The sequence below is a fragment of the Streptomyces sp. NPDC051310 genome, from assembly GCF_044455245.1.
Lineage (GTDB): Bacteria > Actinomycetota > Actinomycetes > Streptomycetales > Streptomycetaceae > Streptomyces.
Genome location: NZ_JBITEO010000018.1, coordinates 61,473 through 81,226, shown reverse-complemented (window position 1 = coordinate 81,226; position 19,754 = coordinate 61,473). Strand labels below are relative to the sequence as shown.

The following is a 19,754-nucleotide window of genomic DNA, read 5'->3' as shown; positions in this document are numbered from 1 at the left end:
TCACTCTTCGGAGCGCGCGTCGCTGACGGCACGCGGCCACGGACGAGCGGAGGCTATGGGCGCCCCGCCGGAACACAGCCCGGCGGGGCGCGCCCATGACCGCTCGCCGTCCGGAGGTTCCGTATGCGCCGCCGTCTCGCCCTGCCGCTCGCGTCCGCCTTGCTGGCCCTGGTCCCCGCCCACTCCGCCACCGCCGCGCCCGCCGTACCCGCCGACAAGCCACAGCTCCTGAGCGCCTGGACGCAGACGAGCGCGTCCAGTTACGACGCCTGGTGGGCGGCCCGCCAGAACCAGGGCGCCTGGAGCGCGTACGCGTTCGACTGGTCGACGGACTACTGCTCCGGCGCCCCCGACAACCCGCTCGGCTTCCCCTTCCAGAACTCCTGCGCCCGGCACGACTTCGGGTACCGCAACTACAAGGCCGCCGGGGCGTTCGAGGCCAACAAGGCACGGCTCGACTCGGCCTTCCACGCGGACCTCGGGCGGGTGTGCGCCCGCTACGCCGGCTCGACCCGGGCCTCGTGCGACGCGCTGGCGTGGACGTACTACCAGGGCGCGGTGGTCTTCGGTACGCCCGCGAGCACGAGCGGCGGGAGCGCGGATGCGGCGACGGCGGACGGTCCGGCCGTCAGCGGCCCGGCGACGGACGGCCCGGCGACGAGCGGCCCGGCCCCGGAGAGCAGCAGGGTCAGCGAGCCGCTCCCGGCAGGGTGATCGCGTTCTTGGCCCGCGTCATCGACTCCTCCGACGGAGGCCCGCCGGGGTTCTCCGTCGCGAGCGCCTGGTTCGCCTCGACGAACGGCCGCATGCGGGTCTCGTAGGCCGCGAAGGACGTCCGGTGGTCGCCGGGCGTCCGCGCGAGGGCGTCCGCCAGGACGTACGCGCCCACCAGGGCGAGGCTCGTGCCCTGCCCGGACAGCGGCGAGGCGCAGTAGCCGGCGTCGCCGAGCAGGACCGCCCGCCCCCGCGACCACTGGTCCATCCGGATCTGCGCCAGGGCGTCGCAGTAGAAGTCGGGCGCCTCCAGCGCGGCCTTGACCAGGCGGTCGGACTCCCAGCGCAGGGTGGCGAGGCGGTCGACGACGAGCCGCCGCAGCCACTCGGTGTCCCGGTGGTCGCCGTCCAGCGGCCCCGATTCGAAGCCGAAGGCGATCCGCAGCTCGGCGTTGTCGCGCACCGGCATGATGCCGAAGCCGGCGTCGCCGTCCCGGAGCCAGACCTGCCAGTCCTCCAGGCCGAGGAAGTTGTCCGCGCTGAAGACGGACAGGTAGCTGCCCAGGTGGCGGGTGAAGTCCTGCGCGGGCCCGAAGGCCAGCCGCCGCACCCCCGAGTGCTGCCCGTCGGCGCCCACGACGAGGTCGACGTCCCGCTCGGGACCGTGCGCGAAGCCGACCCGGACGCCGCCCTCGTGCTCGTGCAGGGAGGTGATGGCGTCGCCGAAGACGTACTCGACGGCCGGGTCGTCGCGCGTGTGCTCGTGCAGCGACCGCACCAGGTCCTCGCGCAGCAGCTCGATGTCCTCGCTGTCGAGGCGCCCGCTGCTCAGTGCGTACTCGGTCGACCGCTCGACCTCCCGGCCGTCGGCGTCGAGCATCGACATGCCGCGTATCCGCGTGCGCATCCGCCGCGCCTCCGGCAGGAGCCCCATCCGGTCCACGACGTCCAGGGCGGCGCCCCGGATGTCGACGGCCTGGCCGCCCGTGCGCACGCCGGGCGCGCGCTCGACGACGACCGGCGCGAAGCCGCCGCGGCGCAGCAGCAGGGCGAGCGCGGCACCGGCGATACCGCCGCCCGAAATCAGTACGGTCCTCATGTCCTACCCCCTCGATACGCTGTACACCGCTGAATGTACGGCGTACGCGCACCCCTGCCAACAGGCACTTTCCGGCTTCTGTGCTAGGTCACGCCGGTTCTTCCGGGGTATCGCCGCTGGTACTGTCTGCGCTAGTACAGCCGTGCGGCTGCCCGAAAAAAACTTCCGGAGGACCGGCGCATGACCCAGCTGTCCGAGCCGCCGTACCTGCGCATCGCGGCCGACATCCGGCGCCGCATCGACACCGGCGAGCTGGCTCCGGGCGACCGCGTGCCCTCGACGCGCCGCCTGGCGCAGCAGTGGGGCGTCGCGCTCGCCACGGCGTCCAAGGCGCTGACGACGCTGCGCGTGCAGGGGGTCGTGGAGGCGAGGCCCCGTATCGGCACGGTGGTGGCGCAGCCCCCGCGGACCCCACAGCCCCGCACCACTGCCGTGCGGACCCCCGCCGGTCCGGCTGCCGTCCGCGAACATGAGCTCTCGCAGGAGCGGATCGTCCGTGCCGCCATCGAGATCGCCGACGCCGAGGGCCTCGCCGCGCTCTCCATGCGCGGTGTCGCGGCGCGCCTCGGCGTCGCCGCGATGTCGCCGTACCGCTACGTCAGCAGCAAGGACGACCTCATCGCGCTGATGGCCGACACCGCGTACGGCGAGGCCGTCTACCCGGCGGTGCCGCCCGCGGGCTGGCGCGCCCGCCTGGAGCTGGGCGCCGACGCCCTGTGGCAGATCTGCCGCCGCCATCCCTGGATCGCCCACATCGGGCCGCTGGGCCGGCCGCTGGTCCTGCCGAACCTGATGGCCCACGGCGAGTGGCTGCTCGGCGCCCTGGAAGGTCACGGCCTCGACGCCACGACCATGTTCGACGTACACCTGCTGATCTACAGCCACGTCCAGGGCCTCGCCGTCCACCTGGAACGCGAACTCCAGGCCCAGGCGGCGACCGGCCTCACCGACGAGGAGTGGATGGCGCGCCAGGAAGCCTCCCTGCGCACGATCGTCGCCTCCGGTCGCTACCCCGCGGTCACCCGCACCCTGACCGGCTTCCCGGGCGGCGACTACGACCTCGACCTGGACGCCCTCTTCCGCCTCGGCCTGGGGGCCCTCCTGGACGGCATCACGCACATCGTGGAGGGCTGATGCCGCTGCCCGGGCGGCCGCTCGCACCTCGTCGCAGTATGCGTCGGCGGCGAAGGGGCGCGGGATACGGCGAAGCCCCGCACCCGGGCGGAACCGGGTGCGGGGCGCAGGGGCGGGGTCCCGCTACTTCAGCTTGTACGAACAGGGCTTGGGGATCTTCCCCCCGCCGTTGTCCGAGACCTTCTTGCCGTCGACGGTGATCGTGCACGACGCCGCCGTCAGCATGCCGTCCGCACCCTGGACGGTGCCGGGGGTGACGATCACCAGCCGGCCGACCTCCTTCTCGGCGCCCCGCGGTGTGATGGTGGCCGTCCGCTTCCAGGGCAGGGTCACCGTCTCCGTCTTCGACTCGTCGAGGGTCCACATGACCATCGTCCGGCCCTCGCCCCGCACCTCGATGGTCACCTCGTGCGAGGCGCCCTCGGCCGCGGGGCCGGAGGTGTCCGGCTTCCCCGGCTGCGACGGCGCGGCGGACGGCTCCCGGCCGGCGTTCCCGCCGCCCTCACCGCCGTCCTTGCCCTCTTCGGCGGCTCCGCCGCAGCCCGTCAGCAGGGCCGCGGCCAGCACGAACGCCGCAGCGGTCACTGTCCCGGTGACTGTCTCGCGCACATTTCCCCCATGATCGTCTCGCGGGCGGGATCCCGCCCGGCACGGCCGACGATCTTAGACGCCACCGGGCGGCGGGACCGGCATCGCGGCGGTGGCGCCTCGCGGGCGCCCGCGAGGCCGGGGCCCGCAGCCCGGGGCCGTCCCGCGCGTGCCGTGGTTTGACAGCCGAACCCCTCGGGGTAATCTCTTCGGCTCGATTGGCGTCGGCACGGGCCCGTGTGGCAGACTGTCCGGGTTGCTCGGTTGAGTGCCGATGCTGCGCGCCTCCCGCCGGGAGGACCGGAAGCGAGTCCCACAGTACTCGTCGTCCCTGATCAGGGACGGACGTACGGGAATCTTCCGGGAAGCGTCAGCGGGGCGCCGACCAGGCACCCGGTGGGTGTTCTGCCCCCGACGCTCTTGATTGAGCACAGCGCGGTCCTCGGGCCCGCACCCCCTTGGTTGGGAAATCCTTCGGGAGATCTGCGTAGAGGGGTTGCGACACGCCCGACCGCGTGGGTCGGAGAAAAGAACGCGTACCCACCAGGTACCAGAGCGTTACGAGAGACAGGACTACTGAGTAGCCATGGCGGGACAGAAGATCCGCATCCGGCTCAAGGCCTACGACCACGAGGTCATCGACTCGTCGGCGAAGAAGATCGTCGAGACGGTGACGCGCACTGGTGCGTCGGTCGCGGGCCCGGTGCCGCTGCCCACTGAGAAGAACGTGTACTGCGTCATCAAGTCGCCGCACAAGTACAAGGACTCGCGCGAGCACTTCGAGATGCGCACGCACAAGCGCCTCATCGACATCCTCGACCCCACGCCGAAGACGGTTGACTCGCTGATGCGTCTCGACCTGCCGGCCGGCGTCGACATCGAGATCAAGCTCTGAGGTGACGCGCGAGATGGCTAAGAACATTAAGGGCGTCCTGGGCGAGAAGCTCGGCATGACCCAGGTCTGGGACGAGAACAACCGGGTCGTCCCGGTGACCGTCGTCAAGGCCGGGCCCTGTGTCGTCACCCAGGTCCGCACCAACGACACCGACGGCTACGAGTCGGTCCAGATCGCCTTCGGCGAGATCGACCCGCGCAAGGTGAACAAGCCCCTCAAGGGTCACTTCGCCAAGGCCGACGTCACCCCGCGCCGCCACCTGGTGGAGATCCGCACCGCTGACGCCTCCGAGTACACGCTCGGCCAGGAGATCACCGCTGAGGTCTTCGAGGCGGGCATCAAGGTCGACGTCACCGGCAAGAGCAAGGGCAAGGGCTTCGCCGGTGTCATGAAGCGCCACAACTTTCGTGGCCTGGGCGCCGGACACGGTACCCAGCGCAAGCACCGCTCGCCCGGTTCCATCGGTGGCTGCGCCACCCCGGGCCGTGTGTTCAAGGGCCTCCGCATGGCGGGCCGCATGGGCAACGAGCGGGTCACCACCCAGAACCTGACCGTCCACGCCGTTGACGCGGAGAAGGGTCTGCTCCTGATCAAGGGTGCGGTTCCTGGTCCGAACGGCGGCCTCGTCCTGGTCCGTACCGCGGCCAAGGGGGCCTGAGGTAACCGATGAGCACCATTGACATCCTTTCGCCGGCAGGCGACAAGGCCGGGACCGTCGAGCTCCCCGCGGAGATCTTCGACGCGAAGACCAGCGTTCCGCTGATCCACCAGGTCGTCGTCGCGCAGCTGGCCGCTGCCCGCCAGGGCACGCACAAGACCAAGACCCGTGGCGAAGTCCGCGGTGGCGGCAAGAAGCCGTACCGCCAGAAGGGCACCGGCCGCGCCCGTCAGGGTTCGACCCGTGCGCCGCAGTTCGCCGGCGGTGGCGTCGTCCACGGCCCCGTGCCGCGTGACTACTCGCAGCGCACCCCGAAGAAGATGAAGGCCGCCGCCCTGCGCGGTGCCCTCTCGGACCGGGCGCGTCACTCCCGCATCCACGTCGTCTCCGGCGTGGTCGAGGGCGCGGTGTCCACCAAGGCCGCCAAGACGCTGTTCGGCAAGATCTCGGAGCGCAAGAACCTGCTCCTGGTCGCCGAGCGCTCCGACGAGGCCGCGTGGCTGTCCGCCCGCAACCTGCCCCAGGTGCACATCCTGGAGCCGGGCCAGCTGAACACGTACGACGTGCTCGTCTCCGACGACGTGGTCTTCACCAAGGCCGCCTTCGAGTCCTTCGTGTCTGGCCCCAAGGCCGCTGACAACGAGGGGAGCGAGGCCTGATGGCCGAGATCACCAGCAAGACCTTCTCCGACCCGCGCGACATTCTCGTCAAGCCGGTTGTCTCCGAGAAGAGCTACGCGCTGCTCGACGAGAACAAGTACACGTTCATCGTGGCGCCGACCGCCAACAAGACCCAGATCAAGCAGGCCGTCGAGACGGTCTTCTCGGTCAAGGTCGCGTCGGTGAACACGATCAACCGTCAGGGCAAGCGCAAGCGCACCCGCACCGGTTTCGGTAAGCGCGCCAACACCAAGCGCGCCATCGTGACCCTTGCTGAGGGCAACCGTATCGACATCTTCGGCGGTCCGACCGCCTGACGGCGGTCTGGATCGTCCGAATATCGGACGAGGACTGAGAAATGGGTATCCGCAAGTACAAGCCGACGACTCCGGGCCGTCGTGGGTCCAGCGTCGCCGACTTTGTCGAGATCACGCGGTCCACGCCGGAGAAGTCGCTGGTCCGCCCCCTGCACAGCAAGGGCGGCCGTAACAACACCGGTCGTGTGACCGTCCGTCACCAGGGCGGTGGCCACAAGCGCGCCTACCGCGTGATCGACTTCCGTCGTCACGACAAGGACGGCGTGCCGGCCAAGGTCGCTCACATCGAGTACGACCCCAACCGCACCGCGCGCATCGCGCTGCTCCACTACGTGGACGGCGAGAAGCGCTACATCATCGCTCCGCGTGGCCTGAACCAGGGCGACCGGGTCGAGAACGGCCCCGGCGCCGACATCAAGCCGGGCAACAACCTGGCCCTGCGCAACATCCCGGTCGGTACCACGATCCACGCGATCGAGCTCCGTCCCGGCGGTGGCGCCAAGTTCGCCCGCTCCGCCGGTGCCTCCGTGCAGCTGCTCGCGAAGGAGGGCTCGATGGCCCACCTCCGCATGCCGTCCGGTGAGATCCGTCTGGTCGACGTCCGCTGCCGCGCCACCATCGGCGAGGTCGGCAACGCCGAGCAGTCGAACATCAACTGGGGCAAGGCCGGCCGCAAGCGCTGGCTGGGCGTTCGCCCGACCGTCCGTGGTGTCGCCATGAACCCGGTCGACCACCCGCACGGTGGTGGTGAGGGCAAGACCTCCGGTGGTCGCCACCCGGTCTCCCCCTGGGGTCAGAAGGAGGGTCGTACTCGTTCTCCCAAGAAGGCGAGCAACAAGTACATCGTCCGCCGCCGCAAGACGAACAAGAAGCGCTAGGAGCGGGTTTAGATGCCGCGTAGTCTCAAGAAGGGGCCCTTCGTCGACGACCACCTGATCAAGAAGGTGGATTCTCAGAACGAAGCCGGCACCAAGAACGTCATCAAGACCTGGTCCCGTCGCTCGATGATCGTCCCGGCCATGCTCGGCCACACGATCGCGGTGCACAACGGCAAGACCCACATCCCGGTGTTCGTCACCGAGTCGATGGTCGGCCACAAGCTCGGCGAGTTCTCGCCGACTCGCACCTTCCGCGGCCACGTCAAGGACGACCGGAAGTCGAAGCGCCGCTAACGCGGGGTGACAGACCATGACGAACGTGTCAGACACTGAAGGGACAACCATGGAAGCCAGGGCCCAGGCGCGGTACATCCGCGTCACGCCCATGAAGGCCCGCCGCGTGGTGGACCTCATCCGTGGCATGGACGCCACGGAGGCTCAGGCGGTCCTGCGTTTCGCCCCGCAGGCCGCGAGCGTGCCGGTGGGCAAGGTGCTGGACAGCGCCATTGCCAACGCCGCGCACAACTACGACCACACGGACGCCTCTTCGCTGTACATCAGCGAGGCGTACGTCGACGAGGGCCCGACCCTGAAGCGGTTCCGTCCGCGCGCCCAGGGCCGTGCCTACCGGATCCGCAAGCGGACCAGCCACATCACCGTGGTCGTCAGCAGCAAGGAAGGAACCCGGTAATGGGCCAGAAGGTAAACCCGCACGGGTTCCGGCTCGGCATCACCACCGACTTCAAGTCGCGTTGGTACGCCGACAAGCTGTACAAGGACTACGTCAAGGAAGACGTCGCCATCCGTCGGATGATGACGTCCGGCATGGAGCGCGCCGGCATCTCGAAGGTGGAGATCGAGCGCACCCGTGACCGCGTGCGGGTGGACATCCACACCGCTCGTCCCGGCATCGTCATCGGCCGCCGTGGCGCCGAGGCCGACCGCATCCGCGGCGACCTCGAGAAGCTCACGGGCAAGCAGGTCCAGCTGAACATCCTCGAGGTCAAGAACCCCGAGGTCGACGCTCAGCTCGTGGCCCAGGCCGTGGCGGAGCAGCTGTCCTCCCGCGTCTCCTTCCGTCGGGCCATGCGCAAGAGCATGCAGTCCGCCATGAAGGCCGGCGCCAAGGGCATCAAGATCCAGTGTGGCGGCCGTCTCGGCGGCGCCGAGATGTCCCGCTCGGAGTTCTACCGCGAGGGCCGTGTGCCGCTGCACACGCTCCGCGCGAACGTCGAGTACGGCTTCTTCGAGGCCAAGACGACCTTCGGCCGCATCGGCGTGAAGGTCTGGATCTACAAGGGCGACGTCAAGAACATCGCCGAGGTCCGCGCCGAGAACGCTGCTGCCCGCGCCGGCAACCGCCCGGCCCGTGGTGGCGCTGACCGCCCGGCCCGTGGTGGCCGCGGTGGCGAGCGTGGCGGTCGCGGTCGCAAGCCGCAGCAGGCTGGTTCCGCTGCCGAGGCCCCCAAGGCCGAGGCCGCTGCCGCCGCTCCGGCTGAGAGCACCGGAACGGAGGCCTGACCGACATGCTGATCCCCCGTAGGGTCAAGCACCGCAAGCAGCACCACCCCAAGCGCCGCGGTATGGCCAAGGGTGGTACGACGGTTGCGTTCGGCGAGTACGGCATCCAGGCCATGACTCCGGCGTACGTGACCAACCGCCAGATCGAGGCGGCTCGTATCGCGATGACCCGCCACATCAAGCGTGGCGGCAAGGTCTGGATCAACATCTACCCGGACCGCCCGCTGACCAAGAAGCCCGCCGAGACCCGCATGGGTTCCGGTAAGGGTTCGCCGGAGTGGTGGGTCGCGAACGTGCACCCGGGCCGGGTCATGTTCGAGCTGTCCTACCCGAACGAGAAGATCGCACGTGAGGCTCTGACTCGCGCGGCCCACAAGCTGCCGATGAAGTGCCGGATCGTCAAGCGCGAGGCAGGTGAAGCGTGATGTCGGCCGGTACCAAGGCGTCCGAGCTGCGCGAGCTGGGCAACGAGGAGCTTGTTGCCAAGCTCCGCGAGGCCAAGGAAGAGCTGTTCAACCTCCGCTTCCAGGCGGCGACCGGGCAGCTTGAGAACCACGGTCGGCTCAAGTCCGTCCGTAAGGACATCGCCCGGATCTACACCCTGATGCGTGAGCGCGAGCTGGGCATCGAAACGGTGGAGAGCGCCTGATGAGCGAGAACAACGTGACTGAAGAGAAGACCGAGCGCGGTTTCCGCAAGACCCGTGAGGGTCTGGTCGTCAGCGACAAGATGGACAAGACCGTCGTCGTCGCCGTCGAGGACCGTGTCAAGCACGCGCTGTACGGCAAGGTCATCCGCCGTACGAGCAAGCTCAAGGCGCACGACGAGCAGAACGCCGCGGGTGTCGGCGACCGCGTCCTCCTCATGGAGACCCGGCCGCTGTCCGCGACCAAGCGCTGGCGCGTCGTCGAGATCCTCGAGAAGGCCAAGTAATTTTGCGGGGTCCTCTCCCTGAGGGGAGAGGTCCCGCATGCCCCCCGCTGAGGCGTCACTGCCCCAGCACTTAGTTCCGCCAGGCTCGGCAGGGGCCCCCTCAGAAGGCAGCCCCTGCCGGGAACCGGCAGACGATCAGGAGATAGACGTGATCCAGCAGGAGTCGCGACTGCGTGTCGCCGACAACACTGGTGCCAAGGAGATCCTTTGCATCCGTGTTCTCGGTGGTTCCGGTCGCCGCTACGCGGGCATCGGTGACGTCATCGTCGCCACCGTCAAGGACGCGATCCCCGGTGGCAACGTGAAGAAGGGTGACGTCGTCAAGGCGGTCATCGTTCGCACCGTCAAGGAGCGCCGCCGCCAGGACGGCTCGTACATCCGCTTCGACGAGAACGCCGCCGTCATTCTGAAGAACGACGGCGACCCTCGCGGCACCCGTATCTTCGGCCCCGTGGGCCGTGAGCTGCGCGAGAAGAAGTTCATGAAGATCATCTCGCTCGCGCCGGAGGTGCTGTAAGCATGAAGATCAAGAAGGGCGACCTGGTTCAGGTCATCACCGGCAAGGACAAGGGCAAGCAGGGCAAGGTCATCGCGGCCTTCCCGCGCGAGGACCGCGTCCTGGTCGAGGGTGTCAACCGGGTCAAGAAGCACACCAAGGCCGGCCAGACCGCCCGTGGTTCGCAGACCGGCGGGATCATCACCACCGAGGCCCCGATCCACGTGAGCAACGTCCAGCTCGTCGTGGAGAAGGACGGCAAGAAGGTCGTGACCCGCGTCGGCTACCGCTTCGACGACGAGGGCAACAAGATCCGCGTTGCCAAGCGGACGGGTGAGGACATCTGATGGCTACCACCACCACTCCGCGTCTGAAGACGAAGTACCGCGAGGAGATCGCGGGCAAGCTGCGCGAGGAGTTCTCGTACGAGAACGTCATGCAGGTGCCCGGGCTCGTCAAGATCGTGGTCAACATGGGTGTGGGCGACGCCGCCCGCGACTCCAAGCTGATCGAGGGCGCCATCCGCGACCTCACCACGATCACCGGTCAGAAGCCGGCCGTCACCAAGGCCCGCAAGTCCATCGCGCAGTTCAAGCTGCGTGAGGGCCAGCCGATCGGTGCCCACGTCACGCTCCGTGGCGACCGCATGTGGGAGTTCCTGGACCGCACCCTGTCGCTCGCGCTGCCGCGCATCCGCGACTTCCGCGGCCTGTCCCCCAAGCAGTTCGACGGCCGTGGCAACTACACCTTCGGTCTCACGGAGCAGGTCATGTTCCACGAGATCGACCAGGACAAGATCGACCGTGTCCGGGGTATGGACATCACCGTGGTGACCACGGCGACCAACGACGAAGAGGGCCGCGCGCTCCTCCGTCACCTCGGCTTCCCGTTCAAGGAGGCGTAAGCGAGATGGCGAAGAAGGCTCTCATCGCGAAGGCTGCCCGCAAGCCCAAGTTCGGCGTGCGCGCGTACACCCGCTGCCAGCGCTGCGGTCGTCCGCACTCCGTCTACCGCAAGTTCGGCCTGTGCCGCGTGTGCCTCCGTGAGATGGCTCACCGTGGCGAGCTGCCGGGCGTGACCAAGAGCTCCTGGTAATCCCTCACTTGGGATGACCGGAGTCTCTCGGTAAGCATCTGGTCGGCAGGAGCCCTTCTCCACATGTCGTAGGCTTGTGGGGTTGGGCGCCTGTCGCCCGTACGACTTACTACGCCGTAGGTCCCCGCACCGCACCCGTCCCGCCCATGAGCGGGGAGAGGGATGGCGCATACAGGAAACCCCGGCGAGAGAGGCCGAAGGCCAATTCATGACCATGACTGATCCGATCGCAGACATGCTTACGCGTCTGCGGAACGCGAACTCGGCGTACCACGACACCGTGACGATGCCGCACAGCAAGATCAAGTCTCACATCGCGGAAATCCTCCAGCAGGAGGGCTTCATCACGGGCTGGAAGGTCGAGGACGCCGAGGTCGGCAAGAACCTCGTCCTCGAGCTGAAGTTCGGTCCGAACCGTGAGCGCTCCATCGCGGGCATCAAGCGGATCTCGAAGCCCGGTCTGCGGGTTTACGCGAAGTCCACCAACCTGCCGAAGGTCCTCGGCGGTCTGGGCGTGGCGATCATCTCCACGTCCCACGGCCTCCTGACCGGCCAGCAGGCTCAGAAGAAGGGCGTGGGTGGGGAAGTCCTCGCCTACGTCTGGTAGTCGGGAACGGAGGAAAAGCCAATGTCGCGTATCGGCAAGCTCCCCATCACGGTTCCCGCCGGCGTGGACGTCACCATCGAGGGCCGCACGGTCACGGTGAAGGGTTCCAAGGGCACCCTGACCCACACCGTCGCCGCGCCGATCGAGATCGTTAAGGGCGAGGACGGCGTTCTGAACGTCACCCGTCCGAACGACGAGCGTCAGAACAAGGCCCTTCACGGCCTGTCCCGCACGCTGGTGGCCAACATGATCACCGGTGTGACCCAGGGGTACACGAAGGCGCTCGAGATCAGCGGTGTCGGTTACCGCGTGGCCGCGAAGGGCTCCAACCTGGAGTTCCAGCTCGGCTACAGCCACCCGATCCTGGTGGAGGCCCCCGAGGGGATCTCCTTCAAGGTCGAGTCGCCGACCAAGTTCTCGGTCGAGGGCATCGACAAGCAGAAGGTCGGCGAGGTCGCCGCGAACATCCGCAAGCTTCGCAAGCCCGACCCCTACAAGGCCAAGGGCGTGAAGTACGCGGGTGAGGTCATCCGCCGCAAGGTCGGAAAGGCTGGTAAGTAAGCCATGGCATACGGCGTGAAGATTGCCAAGGGCAAGGCCTACAAGGGCGCTGCTCTGAAGCGTCGCCACATCCGCATCCGCAAGAAGATCGCGGGTACGACCGAGCGTCCGCGCCTGGTCGTCACGCGCTCCAACCGCGGCATCACCGCTCAGGTCATCGACGACATCGCGGGTCACACCCTCGCGTCGGCGTCCACCCTGGACGCGTCCATCCGCGGCGGCGAAGGCGACAAGTCGGCGAAGGCGAAGCAGGTCGGCCAGCTCGTGGCCGAGCGTGCCAAGGCCGCCGGCATCGAGGCTGTCGTGTTCGACCGTGGCGGCAACCAGTACGCCGGGCGCATCGCCGCCCTGGCGGACGCCGCCCGCGAAGCCGGGCTCAAGTTCTGAGCCGGTTCCGTAGCTCAGCGGAAAACGAAGAGAGGTAATTCCAATGGCTGGACCCCAGCGCCGCGGAAGCGGTGCCGGTGGCGGCGAGCGGCGGGACCGGAAGGGCCGTGACGGCGGCGCTGCTGCCGCCGAGAAGACCGCGTACGTTGAGCGCGTCGTCGCGATCAACCGCGTCGCCAAGGTTGTGAAGGGTGGTCGTCGCTTCAGCTTCACCGCGCTGGTCGTGGTGGGCGACGGTGACGGCACCGTGGGTGTCGGTTACGGCAAGGCGAAGGAGGTGCCGGCCGCCATCGCCAAGGGTGTGGAGGAGGCCAAGAAGCACTTCTTCAAGGTCCCCCGTATCCAGGGCACCATCCCGCACCCGATCCAGGGTGAGAAGGCGGCGGGCGTCGTCCTGCTCAAGCCGGCGTCCCCCGGTACCGGCGTTATCGCCGGTGGCCCGGTGCGTGCCGTGCTCGAGTGCGCCGGCGTTCACGACATCCTGTCGAAGTCGCTCGGCTCCGACAACGCGATCAACATCGTGCACGCGACCGTGGCGGCCCTCAAGGGCCTGCAGCGTCCCGAGGAGATCGCGGCCCGCCGCGGTCTGCCGCTCGAGGACGTCGCCCCCGCGGCTCTGCTGCGTGCGCGTGCCGGGGCGGGTGCGTAATGGCTCGCCTCAAGATCACGCAGACGAAGTCCTACATCGGTAGCAAGCAGAACCACCGCGACACCCTGCGTTCCCTTGGTCTCAAGGGCATCAACACGCAGGTCGTCAAGGAGGACCGCCCCGAGTTCCGCGGCATGGTGCACACCGTCCGCCACCTCGTGACGGTCGAGGAGGTCGACTGACATGGCGGAGCAGAACCCGCTGAAGGTCCACAACCTCCGTCCCGCCCCGGGCGCCAAGACCGCGAAGACCCGTGTGGGTCGTGGTGAGGCGTCGAAGGGTAAGACGGCCGGTCGTGGTACCAAGGGCACGAAGGCCCGCTACCAGGTTCCGGAGCGCTTCGAGGGTGGCCAGATGCCCCTCCACATGCGTCTTCCGAAGCTGAAGGGCTTCAAGAACCCGTTCAAGACCGAGTACCAGGTCGTCAACCTGGACAAGCTCGCCGCGCTGTACCCGCAGGGTGGCGAGGTCACGGTCGCCGATCTGGTCGCCAAGGGCGCGGTTCGCAAGAACCAGCTCGTCAAGGTGCTCGGCCAGGGCGAGGTCTCCGTGGCGCTGCAGGTGACGGTCGACGCCGTCTCCGGCTCCGCCAAGGAGAAGATCACCGCCGCCGGCGGCACCGTCACCGAGCTCGTCTGAGACGACTCGATGGCTTGAACATCCGACCGGGGATGCCTCTCAAAAGGGGCATCCCCGGTTGGTCGTTCCTAGGGGGGCATGTGCGCCGGTAAGGTGGCGTGCACTGTGTTGCTGTAATGACTTGGGGCCCCGCCCCGGGCCGCGCGGTCCACCCGCAGGGTTGGCCACGCGGTTTTTACTGACCACTGACTGATTCGTATTCGTCGATCCTCAAGACCGTCACCTCTGACGCATAGCGCGGGGGTCGCAGGAGGCACCGTGCTCACCGCGTTCGCCCGGGCGTTCAAGACGCCCGACCTGCGCAAGAAGCTGCTCTTCACGCTCGGCATCGTCGTGCTGTACCGGCTCGGGGCGCACGTCCCCGTACCCGGGGTCAGCTACGAGAAGGTCCAGATGTGTGTGGACCAGGCCCAACAGGGCAACAACAGCCTGTTCGGCCTCGTGAACATGTTCAGTGGCGGGGCGCTGCTGCAGATCACGATCTTCGCGCTCGGCATCATGCCGTACATCACGGCGAGCATCATCCTGCAGCTGCTGACCGTGGTCATCCCGCGCCTGGAAGCCCTCAAGAAGGAGGGCCAGGCGGGCCAGGCGAAGATCACGCAGTACACCCGTTACCTGACGGTCGCGCTGGCGATCCTGCAGGGCACGGGCCTGGTGGCCACCGCTCGTACCGGCGCCCTGTTCAGCGGCTGCACCGTCGCGAACCAGGTCGTCCCCGACCAGTCGATCTTCGTGACCGTCACCATGGTCATCACCATGACCGCGGGTACGGCGGTCGTCATGTGGCTCGGTGAGCTCATCACCGACCGCGGCATCGGCAACGGCATGTCGATCCTGATGTTCATCTCGATCGCCGCCGGCTTCCCCGGCGCCCTGTGGGCCATCAAGGAGAGCGGCAAGCTCGCCAAGGGCTGGATCGAATTCGGCACGGTCATCCTGATCGGCTTCGTGATGGTGGCGCTCGTCGTCTTCGTCGAGCAGGCCCAGCGCCGCATCCCGGTGCAGTACGCGAAGCGCATGATCGGTCGGCGGTCCTACGGCGGTACGTCCACGTACATCCCGCTCAAGGTGAACCAGGCGGGTGTGATTCCCGTCATCTTCGCGTCGTCGCTGCTCTACATCCCGGCACTGATCGCGCAGTTCTCGAACTCCACCGCGGGCTGGAAGACCTGGATCGAAGCGCACTTCGTCAAGGGTGACCACCCGTACTACATCACCGTGTACTTCCTGTTGATCGTGTTCTTCGCGTTCTTCTACGTGGCCATCTCGTTCAACCCCGAGGAAGTCGCGGACAACATGAAGAAGTATGGTGGCTTCATCCCGGGTATCCGGGCTGGTCGACCTACTGCCGAGTACTTGAGCTACGTGCTCAACCGGATCACCTGGCCGGGCTCGCTGTATCTGGGTCTGATCGCTCTCGTGCCGACGATGGCGTTGGCGGGCTTCGGTGGCGCGAACCAGAACTTCCCGTTCGGCGGGACGAGCATCCTGATCATCGTGGGTGTGGGTCTGGAGACCGTGAAGCAGATCGAGAGCCAGCTCCAGCAGCGCAACTACGAAGGGTTCCTCCGCTGATGCGAATCGTCCTCGTCGGACCGCCCGGTGCCGGGAAGGGAACGCAGGCCGCGTTCCTTGCCGGGAACCTGTCGATTCCGCACATCTCCACGGGCGACCTCTTCCGTGCCAACATCAGCCAGGGCACGGAGCTGGGCCTGAAGGCCAAGTCCTACATGGACGCCGGCGAGCTGGTGCCCGATGAGGTCACGATCGGCATGGCCAAGGACCGCATGGAGCAGCCGGACGCCGAGCACGGCTTCCTGCTGGACGGATTCCCGCGGAACGTGGCCCAGGCCGAGGCGCTGGACACCATGCTGGACGCCGCGGGCATGAAGCTGGACGCGGTGCTGGACCTGGAGGTCCCCGAGGACGAGGTCGTGAAGCGGATCGCGGGCCGCCGCATCTGCCGCAACGACAGCGCGCACGTCTTCCACGTGACGTACTCGCAGCCGAAGACCGAGGGCGTCTGCGACGTCTGCGGCGGCGACCTGTACCAGCGTGACGACGACTCCGAGGAGACCGTGCGCAAGCGGCTTGAGGTCTACCACACGCAGACCGAGCCGATCATCGACTACTACAAGGCCCAGGGCCTGGTGGTCACCATCTCCGCGCTCGGCAAGGTCAACGACGTGACCGCCCGGGCGATGGAGGCCCTGCGGGGCGAGAAGGCCGCGTAGCCGCCTCCTCCTCACGTGTCGTACACCGGCCGCGGTGCCCCTCGGGGCGCCGCGGCCGGTGTCGTACGGCCGTATCGTTGTGAGGTCACCCCGTTCTCCGTTTGGAAAGGCGTCAGCCGTCATGGTGCAGATCAAGACTCCCGAGCAGATCGCGAAGATGCGCGAGGCGGGGCTGGTCGTCGCCGCCATCCACGCGGCGACGCGGGAGGCGGCGGTGCCCGGGTCCACCACGAAGGACCTGGACGAGGTGGCCCGCAAGGTGCTCGCCGAGCACGGGGCCAAGTCGAACTTCCTCGGGTACGGCGGGTTCCCCGCGACCATCTGCACCTCGGTGAACGAGGTCGTCGTCCACGGCATCCCGAGCGACGACGTCGTCCTGAAGGACGGCGACGTCATCTCGATCGACTGCGGCGCGGTCGTCGACGGCTGGCACGGCGACGCGGCGTACACCGCGTTCGTGGGCTCCGGTCACGCCCCGGAGCTGGTCGAGCTCTCCCGGGTGACCGAGGAGTCGATGTGGCAGGGGATCGCCGCGATGCGCAACGGCAACCGGCTGGTCGACATCTCGCGGGCGATCGAGACGTACATCCGCCGCCAGCCGAAGCCGGGCGGCGGCAAGTACGGGATCATCGAGGAGTACGGCGGCCACGGCATCGGCACCGAGATGCACATGGACCCGCACCTGCTGAACTACGTCTCCCGCAAGCGCGGCAAGGGCCCCAAGCTGGTCCCCGGCTTCTGCCTGGCCATCGAGCCCATGGTGTCGCTCGGCACGCCGCGCACGGAGGTCCTGGAGGACGAGTGGACCGTCATCACGACGGACGGCACCTGGTCCTCCCACTGGGAGCACTCCGTCGCGCTCACGGAGGCCGGCCCCCTCGTGCTCACCGCTCCGGACGGGGGCAGGGCGAAGCTGGCCGAGCTGGGCGTCACGGCCGCACCGGATCCGCTGGCGTAGTGATCTACGGTGGTGGGCACACTTCCCCGATTCGTCTTTTCGAAAGCCCTGACGTAGACTGATGCGTCGGCTCTCGTGTACCCGTGTGTCCGCATACGGCGACGGGAGCTGATCAAGGTAGCCGATTCGAAGGGCGAAGCGTGGCCAAGAAGCAAGGTGCCATCGAAATTGAGGGCACCGTGATCGAGTCCCTGCCGAACGCCATGTTCAAGGTGGAGCTCCAGAACGGTCACAAGGTCCTCGCGCACATCTCCGGCAAGATGCGGATGCACTACATCCGTATCCTCCCGGACGACCGGGTCGTGGTGGAGCTGTCTCCGTACGACCTGACGCGTGGGCGGATCGTCTACCGCTACAAGTAGATCTTGCCCGCACCGGCGCGCTCCGCGCGCGGGTGGTGGCACTGACCCGGAGAACCTCACATCCCATGAAGGTCAAGCCGAGCGTCAAGAAGATCTGCGACAAGTGCAAGGTGATCCGCCGTCACGGCCGGGTCATGGTCATCTGCGACAACCTGCGCCACAAGCAGCGCCAGGGCTGACGCACGCCGACCTGCACCTCGCAGTATCTTCGCGCGACGCGAGCAAACTCGTACATACGCAGTGCCCGCCAAGCCCCTGGGGCCGGCGGTACCTCCGGCGGGGGCCGGGGACCCGGAACGTACCTCGTACGGCGGCCGGGAACGGCATTGCGGAAGACCCCCGAACACACAGGAGCCATTGAATGGCACGCGTTTCCGGTGTTGACATCCCGCGCGACAAGCGCGTGGAGGTCGCACTCACCTACGTCTTCGGCATCGGCCGCACCCTGGCGAAGGAGACCCTCGCCTCCACCGGTGTGAACCCGAACACCCGCGTTCGTGACCTGTCCGAAGAGGACCTGGTCAAGATCCGCGAGTACGTGGACGCCAACCTCAAGACCGAGGGTGACCTCCGTCGCGAGATCCAGGCCGACATCCGCCGCAAGGTCGAGATCGGCACCTACCAGGGTCTGCGTCACCGCCGTGGTCTGCCGGTTCGCGGTCAGCGCACCAGCACGAACGCTCGTACCCGCAAGGGCCCGCGTCGCGCCATCGCCGGTAAGAAGAAGCCGGGCAAGAAGTAGTCCGCAGCGGACGACTGTCCACGGTCTTCGCTGTAGGACCGACCACCTCCCGTAGGAGTTAAAGACATGCCCCCCAAGGGACGTCAGGGCGCTGCCAAGAAGGTGCGCCGCAAGGAAAAGAAGAACGTCGCTCACGGCCACGCGCACATCAAGAGCACGTTCAACAACACCATCGTTTCGATCACGGACCCGTCCGGCAACGTGATCTCCTGGGCCTCCGCCGGCCACGTCGGCTTCAAGGGCTCGCGCAAGTCCACCCCCTTCGCCGCGCAGATGGCCGCCGAGTCGGCCGCCCGCCGCGCGCAGGAGCACGGCATGCGCAAGGTCGACGTCTTCGTCAAGGGCCCGGGCTCGGGTCGTGAGACGGCGATCCGTTCGCTGCAGGCCACCGGTCTCGAGGTCGGCTCCATCCAGGACGTCACCCCGACCCCGCACAACGGCTGCCGCCCCCCGAAGCGCCGCCGCGTCTGACGCACGGCTGCTTCTCGCAGGGATTTCCGGGCGGTACGTCTCTTCGGGGGCGTGCCGCCCGTACCCTTGCACTATCCGAGGACGTCAAATAGCGGGCGTCCACGACTGAAGGAAACACACCATGCTTATCGCTCAGCGTCCCTCGCTGACCGAAGAGGTCGTCGACGAGTACCGCTCGCGGTTCGTCATCGAGCCGCTGGAGCCGGGCTTCGGCTACACGCTCGGCAACTCCCTGCGCCGTACGCTCCTCTCCTCGATCCCGGGTGCGGCGGTCACGTCGATCCGCATCGACGGTGTCCTGCACGAGTTCACCACCGTGCCGGGCGTCAAGGAGGACGTCACCGACCTCATCCTCAACATCAAGCAGCTGGTCGTGTCCAGCGAGCACGACGAGCCGGTCGTGATGTACCTGCGCAAGCAGGGCCCCGGCCTGGTCACCGCCGCCGACATCGCCCCGCCGGCCGGCGTCGAGGTGCACAACCCCGACCTGGTGCTCGCCACCCTGAACGGCAAGGGCAAGCTGGAGATGGAGCTGACCGTCGAGCGCGGTCGCGGCTACGTCTCCGCCGTCCAGAACAAGCAGGTGGGCCAGGAGATCGGCCGCATCCCGGTCGACTCCATCTACTCGCCGGTCCTCAAGGTCACCTACAAGGTCGAGGCGACCCGAGTCGAGCAGCGCACCGACTTCGACAAGCTGATCGTCGACGTCGAGACCAAGCAGGCGATGCGTCCGCGTGACGCCATGGCCTCCGCCGGCAAGACCCTGGTCGAGCTCTTCGGCCTGGCGCGCGAGCTCAACATCGACGCCGAGGGCATCGACATGGGTCCGTCCCCGACGGACGCCGCGCTCGCCGCGGACCTGGCGCTGCCGATCGAGGAGCTGGAGCTCACGGTCCGCTCGTACAACTGCCTCAAGCGTGAGGGCATCCACTCCGTGGGTGAGCTCGTGGCGCGCTCCGAGGCCGACCTGCTCGACATCCGCAACTTCGGTGCGAAGTCGATCGACGAGGTCAAGGCGAAGCTGGCCGGCATGGGCCTGGCCCTCAAGGACAGCCCGCCCGGATTCGACCCGACCGCCGCCGCCGACGCCTTCGGCGCCGACGACGACGCGGACGCGGGCTTCGTCGAGACCGAGCAGTACTGATCCGCCGCTG

The 19,754-nt window shown here is 67.8% G+C and carries 32 protein-coding genes and 1 pseudogene; 31 read left to right on the top strand and 2 right to left on the bottom strand.

Annotated elements, in window-relative coordinates; genetic code table 11:
- Nucleotides 1-123: 123 nt before the first annotated feature.
- Nucleotides 124-591 (top strand): annotated as a pseudogene (locus ACIA79_RS24350) (phospholipase); the annotation flags it as partial.
- A gap of 97 nt (nt 592-688) precedes the next feature.
- Here the strand turns inward: ACIA79_RS24350 and ACIA79_RS24345 are convergent.
- Nucleotides 689-1,813, bottom strand: a complete 1,125-nt coding sequence (locus ACIA79_RS24345; protein WP_399430443.1) for an FAD-dependent monooxygenase — start codon at nt 1,811-1,813, stop codon at nt 689-691.
- 180 nt (nt 1,814-1,993) lie between these two features.
- Here ACIA79_RS24345 and ACIA79_RS24340 point away from each other — a divergent pair, with 180 nt between their 5' ends.
- On the top strand, nt 1,994-2,947 hold the full coding sequence (locus tag ACIA79_RS24340; RefSeq protein ID WP_399430442.1) for a GntR family transcriptional regulator: 954 nt from the start codon (nt 1,994-1,996) through the stop codon (nt 2,945-2,947).
- 123 nt (nt 2,948-3,070) lie between these two features.
- Here the strand turns inward: ACIA79_RS24340 and ACIA79_RS24335 are convergent, their stop codons facing one another.
- Nucleotides 3,071-3,556, bottom strand: a complete 486-nt coding sequence (locus ACIA79_RS24335) for a hypothetical protein (RefSeq protein WP_399430441.1) — start codon at nt 3,554-3,556, stop codon at nt 3,071-3,073.
- 565 nt (nt 3,557-4,121) lie between these two features.
- On the opposite strand from ACIA79_RS24335, the gene rpsJ reads away from it, so the two are divergent.
- From rpsJ to ACIA79_RS24190, 29 genes are all read left to right on the top strand, one after another.
- The gene (rpsJ, locus tag ACIA79_RS24330) at nt 4,122-4,430 is read left to right on the top strand and encodes a 30S ribosomal protein S10 (RefSeq protein WP_003948644.1); all 309 of its coding nucleotides are present in this window, start codon (nt 4,122-4,124) and stop codon (nt 4,428-4,430) included.
- A 13-nt stretch (nt 4,431-4,443) separates the two neighbouring features.
- Complete coding sequence (gene rplC / locus ACIA79_RS24325) at nt 4,444-5,088, top strand: 50S ribosomal protein L3 (RefSeq protein ID WP_031076660.1); 645 nt, start codon at nt 4,444-4,446, stop codon at nt 5,086-5,088.
- An 8-nt stretch (nt 5,089-5,096) separates the two neighbouring features.
- Entirely contained in the window at nt 5,097-5,747 is a 651-nt protein-coding gene (gene rplD / locus ACIA79_RS24320; protein ID WP_031076661.1) for a 50S ribosomal protein L4, read from the top strand.
- Nucleotides 5,747-6,064: a 50S ribosomal protein L23 gene (gene rplW, locus ACIA79_RS24315; RefSeq protein WP_399430440.1), complete on the top strand. Its 318-nt coding sequence runs from the start codon at nt 5,747-5,749 to the stop codon at nt 6,062-6,064. The genes rplD and rplW overlap by 1 nt, the downstream gene beginning before the upstream one ends.
- Before the next feature lie 41 nt (nt 6,065-6,105).
- On the top strand, nt 6,106-6,942 hold the full coding sequence (gene rplB, locus ACIA79_RS24310; RefSeq protein WP_399430439.1) for a 50S ribosomal protein L2: 837 nt from the start codon (nt 6,106-6,108) through the stop codon (nt 6,940-6,942).
- A gap of 12 nt (nt 6,943-6,954) precedes the next feature.
- Nucleotides 6,955-7,236, top strand: a complete 282-nt coding sequence (rpsS, locus tag ACIA79_RS24305) for a 30S ribosomal protein S19 (protein WP_031076666.1) — start codon at nt 6,955-6,957, stop codon at nt 7,234-7,236.
- A 49-nt stretch (nt 7,237-7,285) separates the two neighbouring features.
- Complete coding sequence (rplV, locus tag ACIA79_RS24300; RefSeq protein ID WP_030685471.1) at nt 7,286-7,633, top strand: 50S ribosomal protein L22; 348 nt, start codon at nt 7,286-7,288, stop codon at nt 7,631-7,633.
- Nucleotides 7,633-8,463: a 30S ribosomal protein S3 gene (gene rpsC, locus ACIA79_RS24295; RefSeq protein WP_031076668.1), complete on the top strand. Its 831-nt coding sequence runs from the start codon at nt 7,633-7,635 to the stop codon at nt 8,461-8,463. The genes rplV and rpsC overlap by 1 nt, the downstream gene beginning before the upstream one ends.
- Before the next feature lie 5 nt (nt 8,464-8,468).
- Nucleotides 8,469-8,888: a 50S ribosomal protein L16 gene (rplP, locus tag ACIA79_RS24290; RefSeq protein ID WP_005313579.1), complete on the top strand. Its 420-nt coding sequence runs from the start codon at nt 8,469-8,471 to the stop codon at nt 8,886-8,888.
- Nucleotides 8,888-9,112, top strand: a complete 225-nt coding sequence (gene rpmC, locus ACIA79_RS24285; protein ID WP_031076670.1) for a 50S ribosomal protein L29 — start codon at nt 8,888-8,890, stop codon at nt 9,110-9,112. The genes rplP and rpmC overlap by 1 nt, the downstream gene beginning before the upstream one ends.
- A complete protein-coding gene (rpsQ, locus tag ACIA79_RS24280; RefSeq protein ID WP_399430438.1) occupies nt 9,112-9,396 on the top strand; it encodes a 30S ribosomal protein S17 in 285 nt (94 codons plus the stop codon). The genes rpmC and rpsQ overlap by 1 nt, the downstream gene beginning before the upstream one ends.
- Before the next feature lie 148 nt (nt 9,397-9,544).
- The gene (gene rplN / locus ACIA79_RS24275) at nt 9,545-9,913 is read left to right on the top strand and encodes a 50S ribosomal protein L14 (protein ID WP_003956455.1); all 369 of its coding nucleotides are present in this window, start codon (nt 9,545-9,547) and stop codon (nt 9,911-9,913) included.
- A 2-nt stretch (nt 9,914-9,915) separates the two neighbouring features.
- A complete protein-coding gene (gene rplX / locus ACIA79_RS24270) occupies nt 9,916-10,239 on the top strand; it encodes a 50S ribosomal protein L24 (protein ID WP_031076675.1) in 324 nt (107 codons plus the stop codon).
- Nucleotides 10,239-10,796, top strand: coding sequence for a 50S ribosomal protein L5 (rplE, locus tag ACIA79_RS24265; protein WP_004984522.1), 558 nt, complete (start codon nt 10,239-10,241; stop codon nt 10,794-10,796). Before rplX ends, rplE begins: the two co-directional genes overlap by 1 nt.
- A 5-nt stretch (nt 10,797-10,801) precedes the next feature.
- Nucleotides 10,802-10,987: a type Z 30S ribosomal protein S14 gene (locus ACIA79_RS24260; RefSeq protein WP_003956452.1), complete on the top strand. Its 186-nt coding sequence runs from the start codon at nt 10,802-10,804 to the stop codon at nt 10,985-10,987.
- Between the two features lie 208 nt (nt 10,988-11,195).
- A complete protein-coding gene (rpsH, locus tag ACIA79_RS24255; protein WP_031076677.1) occupies nt 11,196-11,594 on the top strand; it encodes a 30S ribosomal protein S8 in 399 nt (132 codons plus the stop codon).
- A 21-nt stretch (nt 11,595-11,615) separates the two neighbouring features.
- Entirely contained in the window at nt 11,616-12,155 is a 540-nt protein-coding gene (rplF, locus tag ACIA79_RS24250; RefSeq protein WP_031076678.1) for a 50S ribosomal protein L6, read from the top strand.
- Between the two features lie 3 nt (nt 12,156-12,158).
- Nucleotides 12,159-12,542 (top strand): 50S ribosomal protein L18, encoded by a 384-nt coding sequence (gene rplR / locus ACIA79_RS24245; protein ID WP_031076680.1) that lies wholly within the window; start codon nt 12,159-12,161, stop codon nt 12,540-12,542.
- A gap of 43 nt (nt 12,543-12,585) precedes the next feature.
- Nucleotides 12,586-13,191 (top strand): 30S ribosomal protein S5, encoded by a 606-nt coding sequence (gene rpsE / locus ACIA79_RS24240; protein ID WP_005313527.1) that lies wholly within the window; start codon nt 12,586-12,588, stop codon nt 13,189-13,191.
- Complete coding sequence (gene rpmD, locus ACIA79_RS24235) at nt 13,191-13,373, top strand: 50S ribosomal protein L30 (RefSeq protein WP_010473936.1); 183 nt, start codon at nt 13,191-13,193, stop codon at nt 13,371-13,373. The genes rpsE and rpmD overlap by 1 nt, the downstream gene beginning before the upstream one ends.
- 1 nt (nt 13,374) lies before the next feature.
- Nucleotides 13,375-13,830, top strand: a complete 456-nt coding sequence (rplO, locus tag ACIA79_RS24230; RefSeq protein WP_031076683.1) for a 50S ribosomal protein L15 — start codon at nt 13,375-13,377, stop codon at nt 13,828-13,830.
- A 258-nt stretch (nt 13,831-14,088) separates the two neighbouring features.
- Nucleotides 14,089-15,408, top strand: coding sequence for a preprotein translocase subunit SecY (gene secY / locus ACIA79_RS24225; protein WP_399430437.1), 1,320 nt, complete (start codon nt 14,089-14,091; stop codon nt 15,406-15,408).
- On the top strand, nt 15,408-16,067 hold the full coding sequence (locus ACIA79_RS24220) for an adenylate kinase (protein WP_399430436.1): 660 nt from the start codon (nt 15,408-15,410) through the stop codon (nt 16,065-16,067). The genes secY and ACIA79_RS24220 overlap by 1 nt, the downstream gene beginning before the upstream one ends.
- Nucleotides 16,068-16,188: 121 nt before the next feature.
- Nucleotides 16,189-17,025: a type I methionyl aminopeptidase gene (gene map / locus ACIA79_RS24215; protein ID WP_031076690.1), complete on the top strand. Its 837-nt coding sequence runs from the start codon at nt 16,189-16,191 to the stop codon at nt 17,023-17,025.
- A gap of 140 nt (nt 17,026-17,165) precedes the next feature.
- Nucleotides 17,166-17,387, top strand: a complete 222-nt coding sequence (infA, locus tag ACIA79_RS24210) for a translation initiation factor IF-1 (RefSeq protein ID WP_003956442.1) — start codon at nt 17,166-17,168, stop codon at nt 17,385-17,387.
- A 65-nt stretch (nt 17,388-17,452) separates the two neighbouring features.
- On the top strand, nt 17,453-17,566 hold the full coding sequence (gene rpmJ, locus ACIA79_RS24205) for a 50S ribosomal protein L36 (RefSeq protein ID WP_003956441.1): 114 nt from the start codon (nt 17,453-17,455) through the stop codon (nt 17,564-17,566).
- Nucleotides 17,567-17,748: 182 nt separating this feature from the next.
- Entirely contained in the window at nt 17,749-18,129 is a 381-nt protein-coding gene (gene rpsM, locus ACIA79_RS24200) for a 30S ribosomal protein S13 (protein ID WP_031076692.1), read from the top strand.
- 66 nt (nt 18,130-18,195) lie between these two features.
- Nucleotides 18,196-18,600 (top strand): 30S ribosomal protein S11, encoded by a 405-nt coding sequence (gene rpsK / locus ACIA79_RS24195; protein WP_003956432.1) that lies wholly within the window; start codon nt 18,196-18,198, stop codon nt 18,598-18,600.
- A 121-nt stretch (nt 18,601-18,721) separates the two neighbouring features.
- Nucleotides 18,722-19,744: a DNA-directed RNA polymerase subunit alpha gene (locus ACIA79_RS24190; RefSeq protein WP_003956430.1), complete on the top strand. Its 1,023-nt coding sequence runs from the start codon at nt 18,722-18,724 to the stop codon at nt 19,742-19,744.
- Nucleotides 19,745-19,754 lie beyond the last annotated feature (10 nt).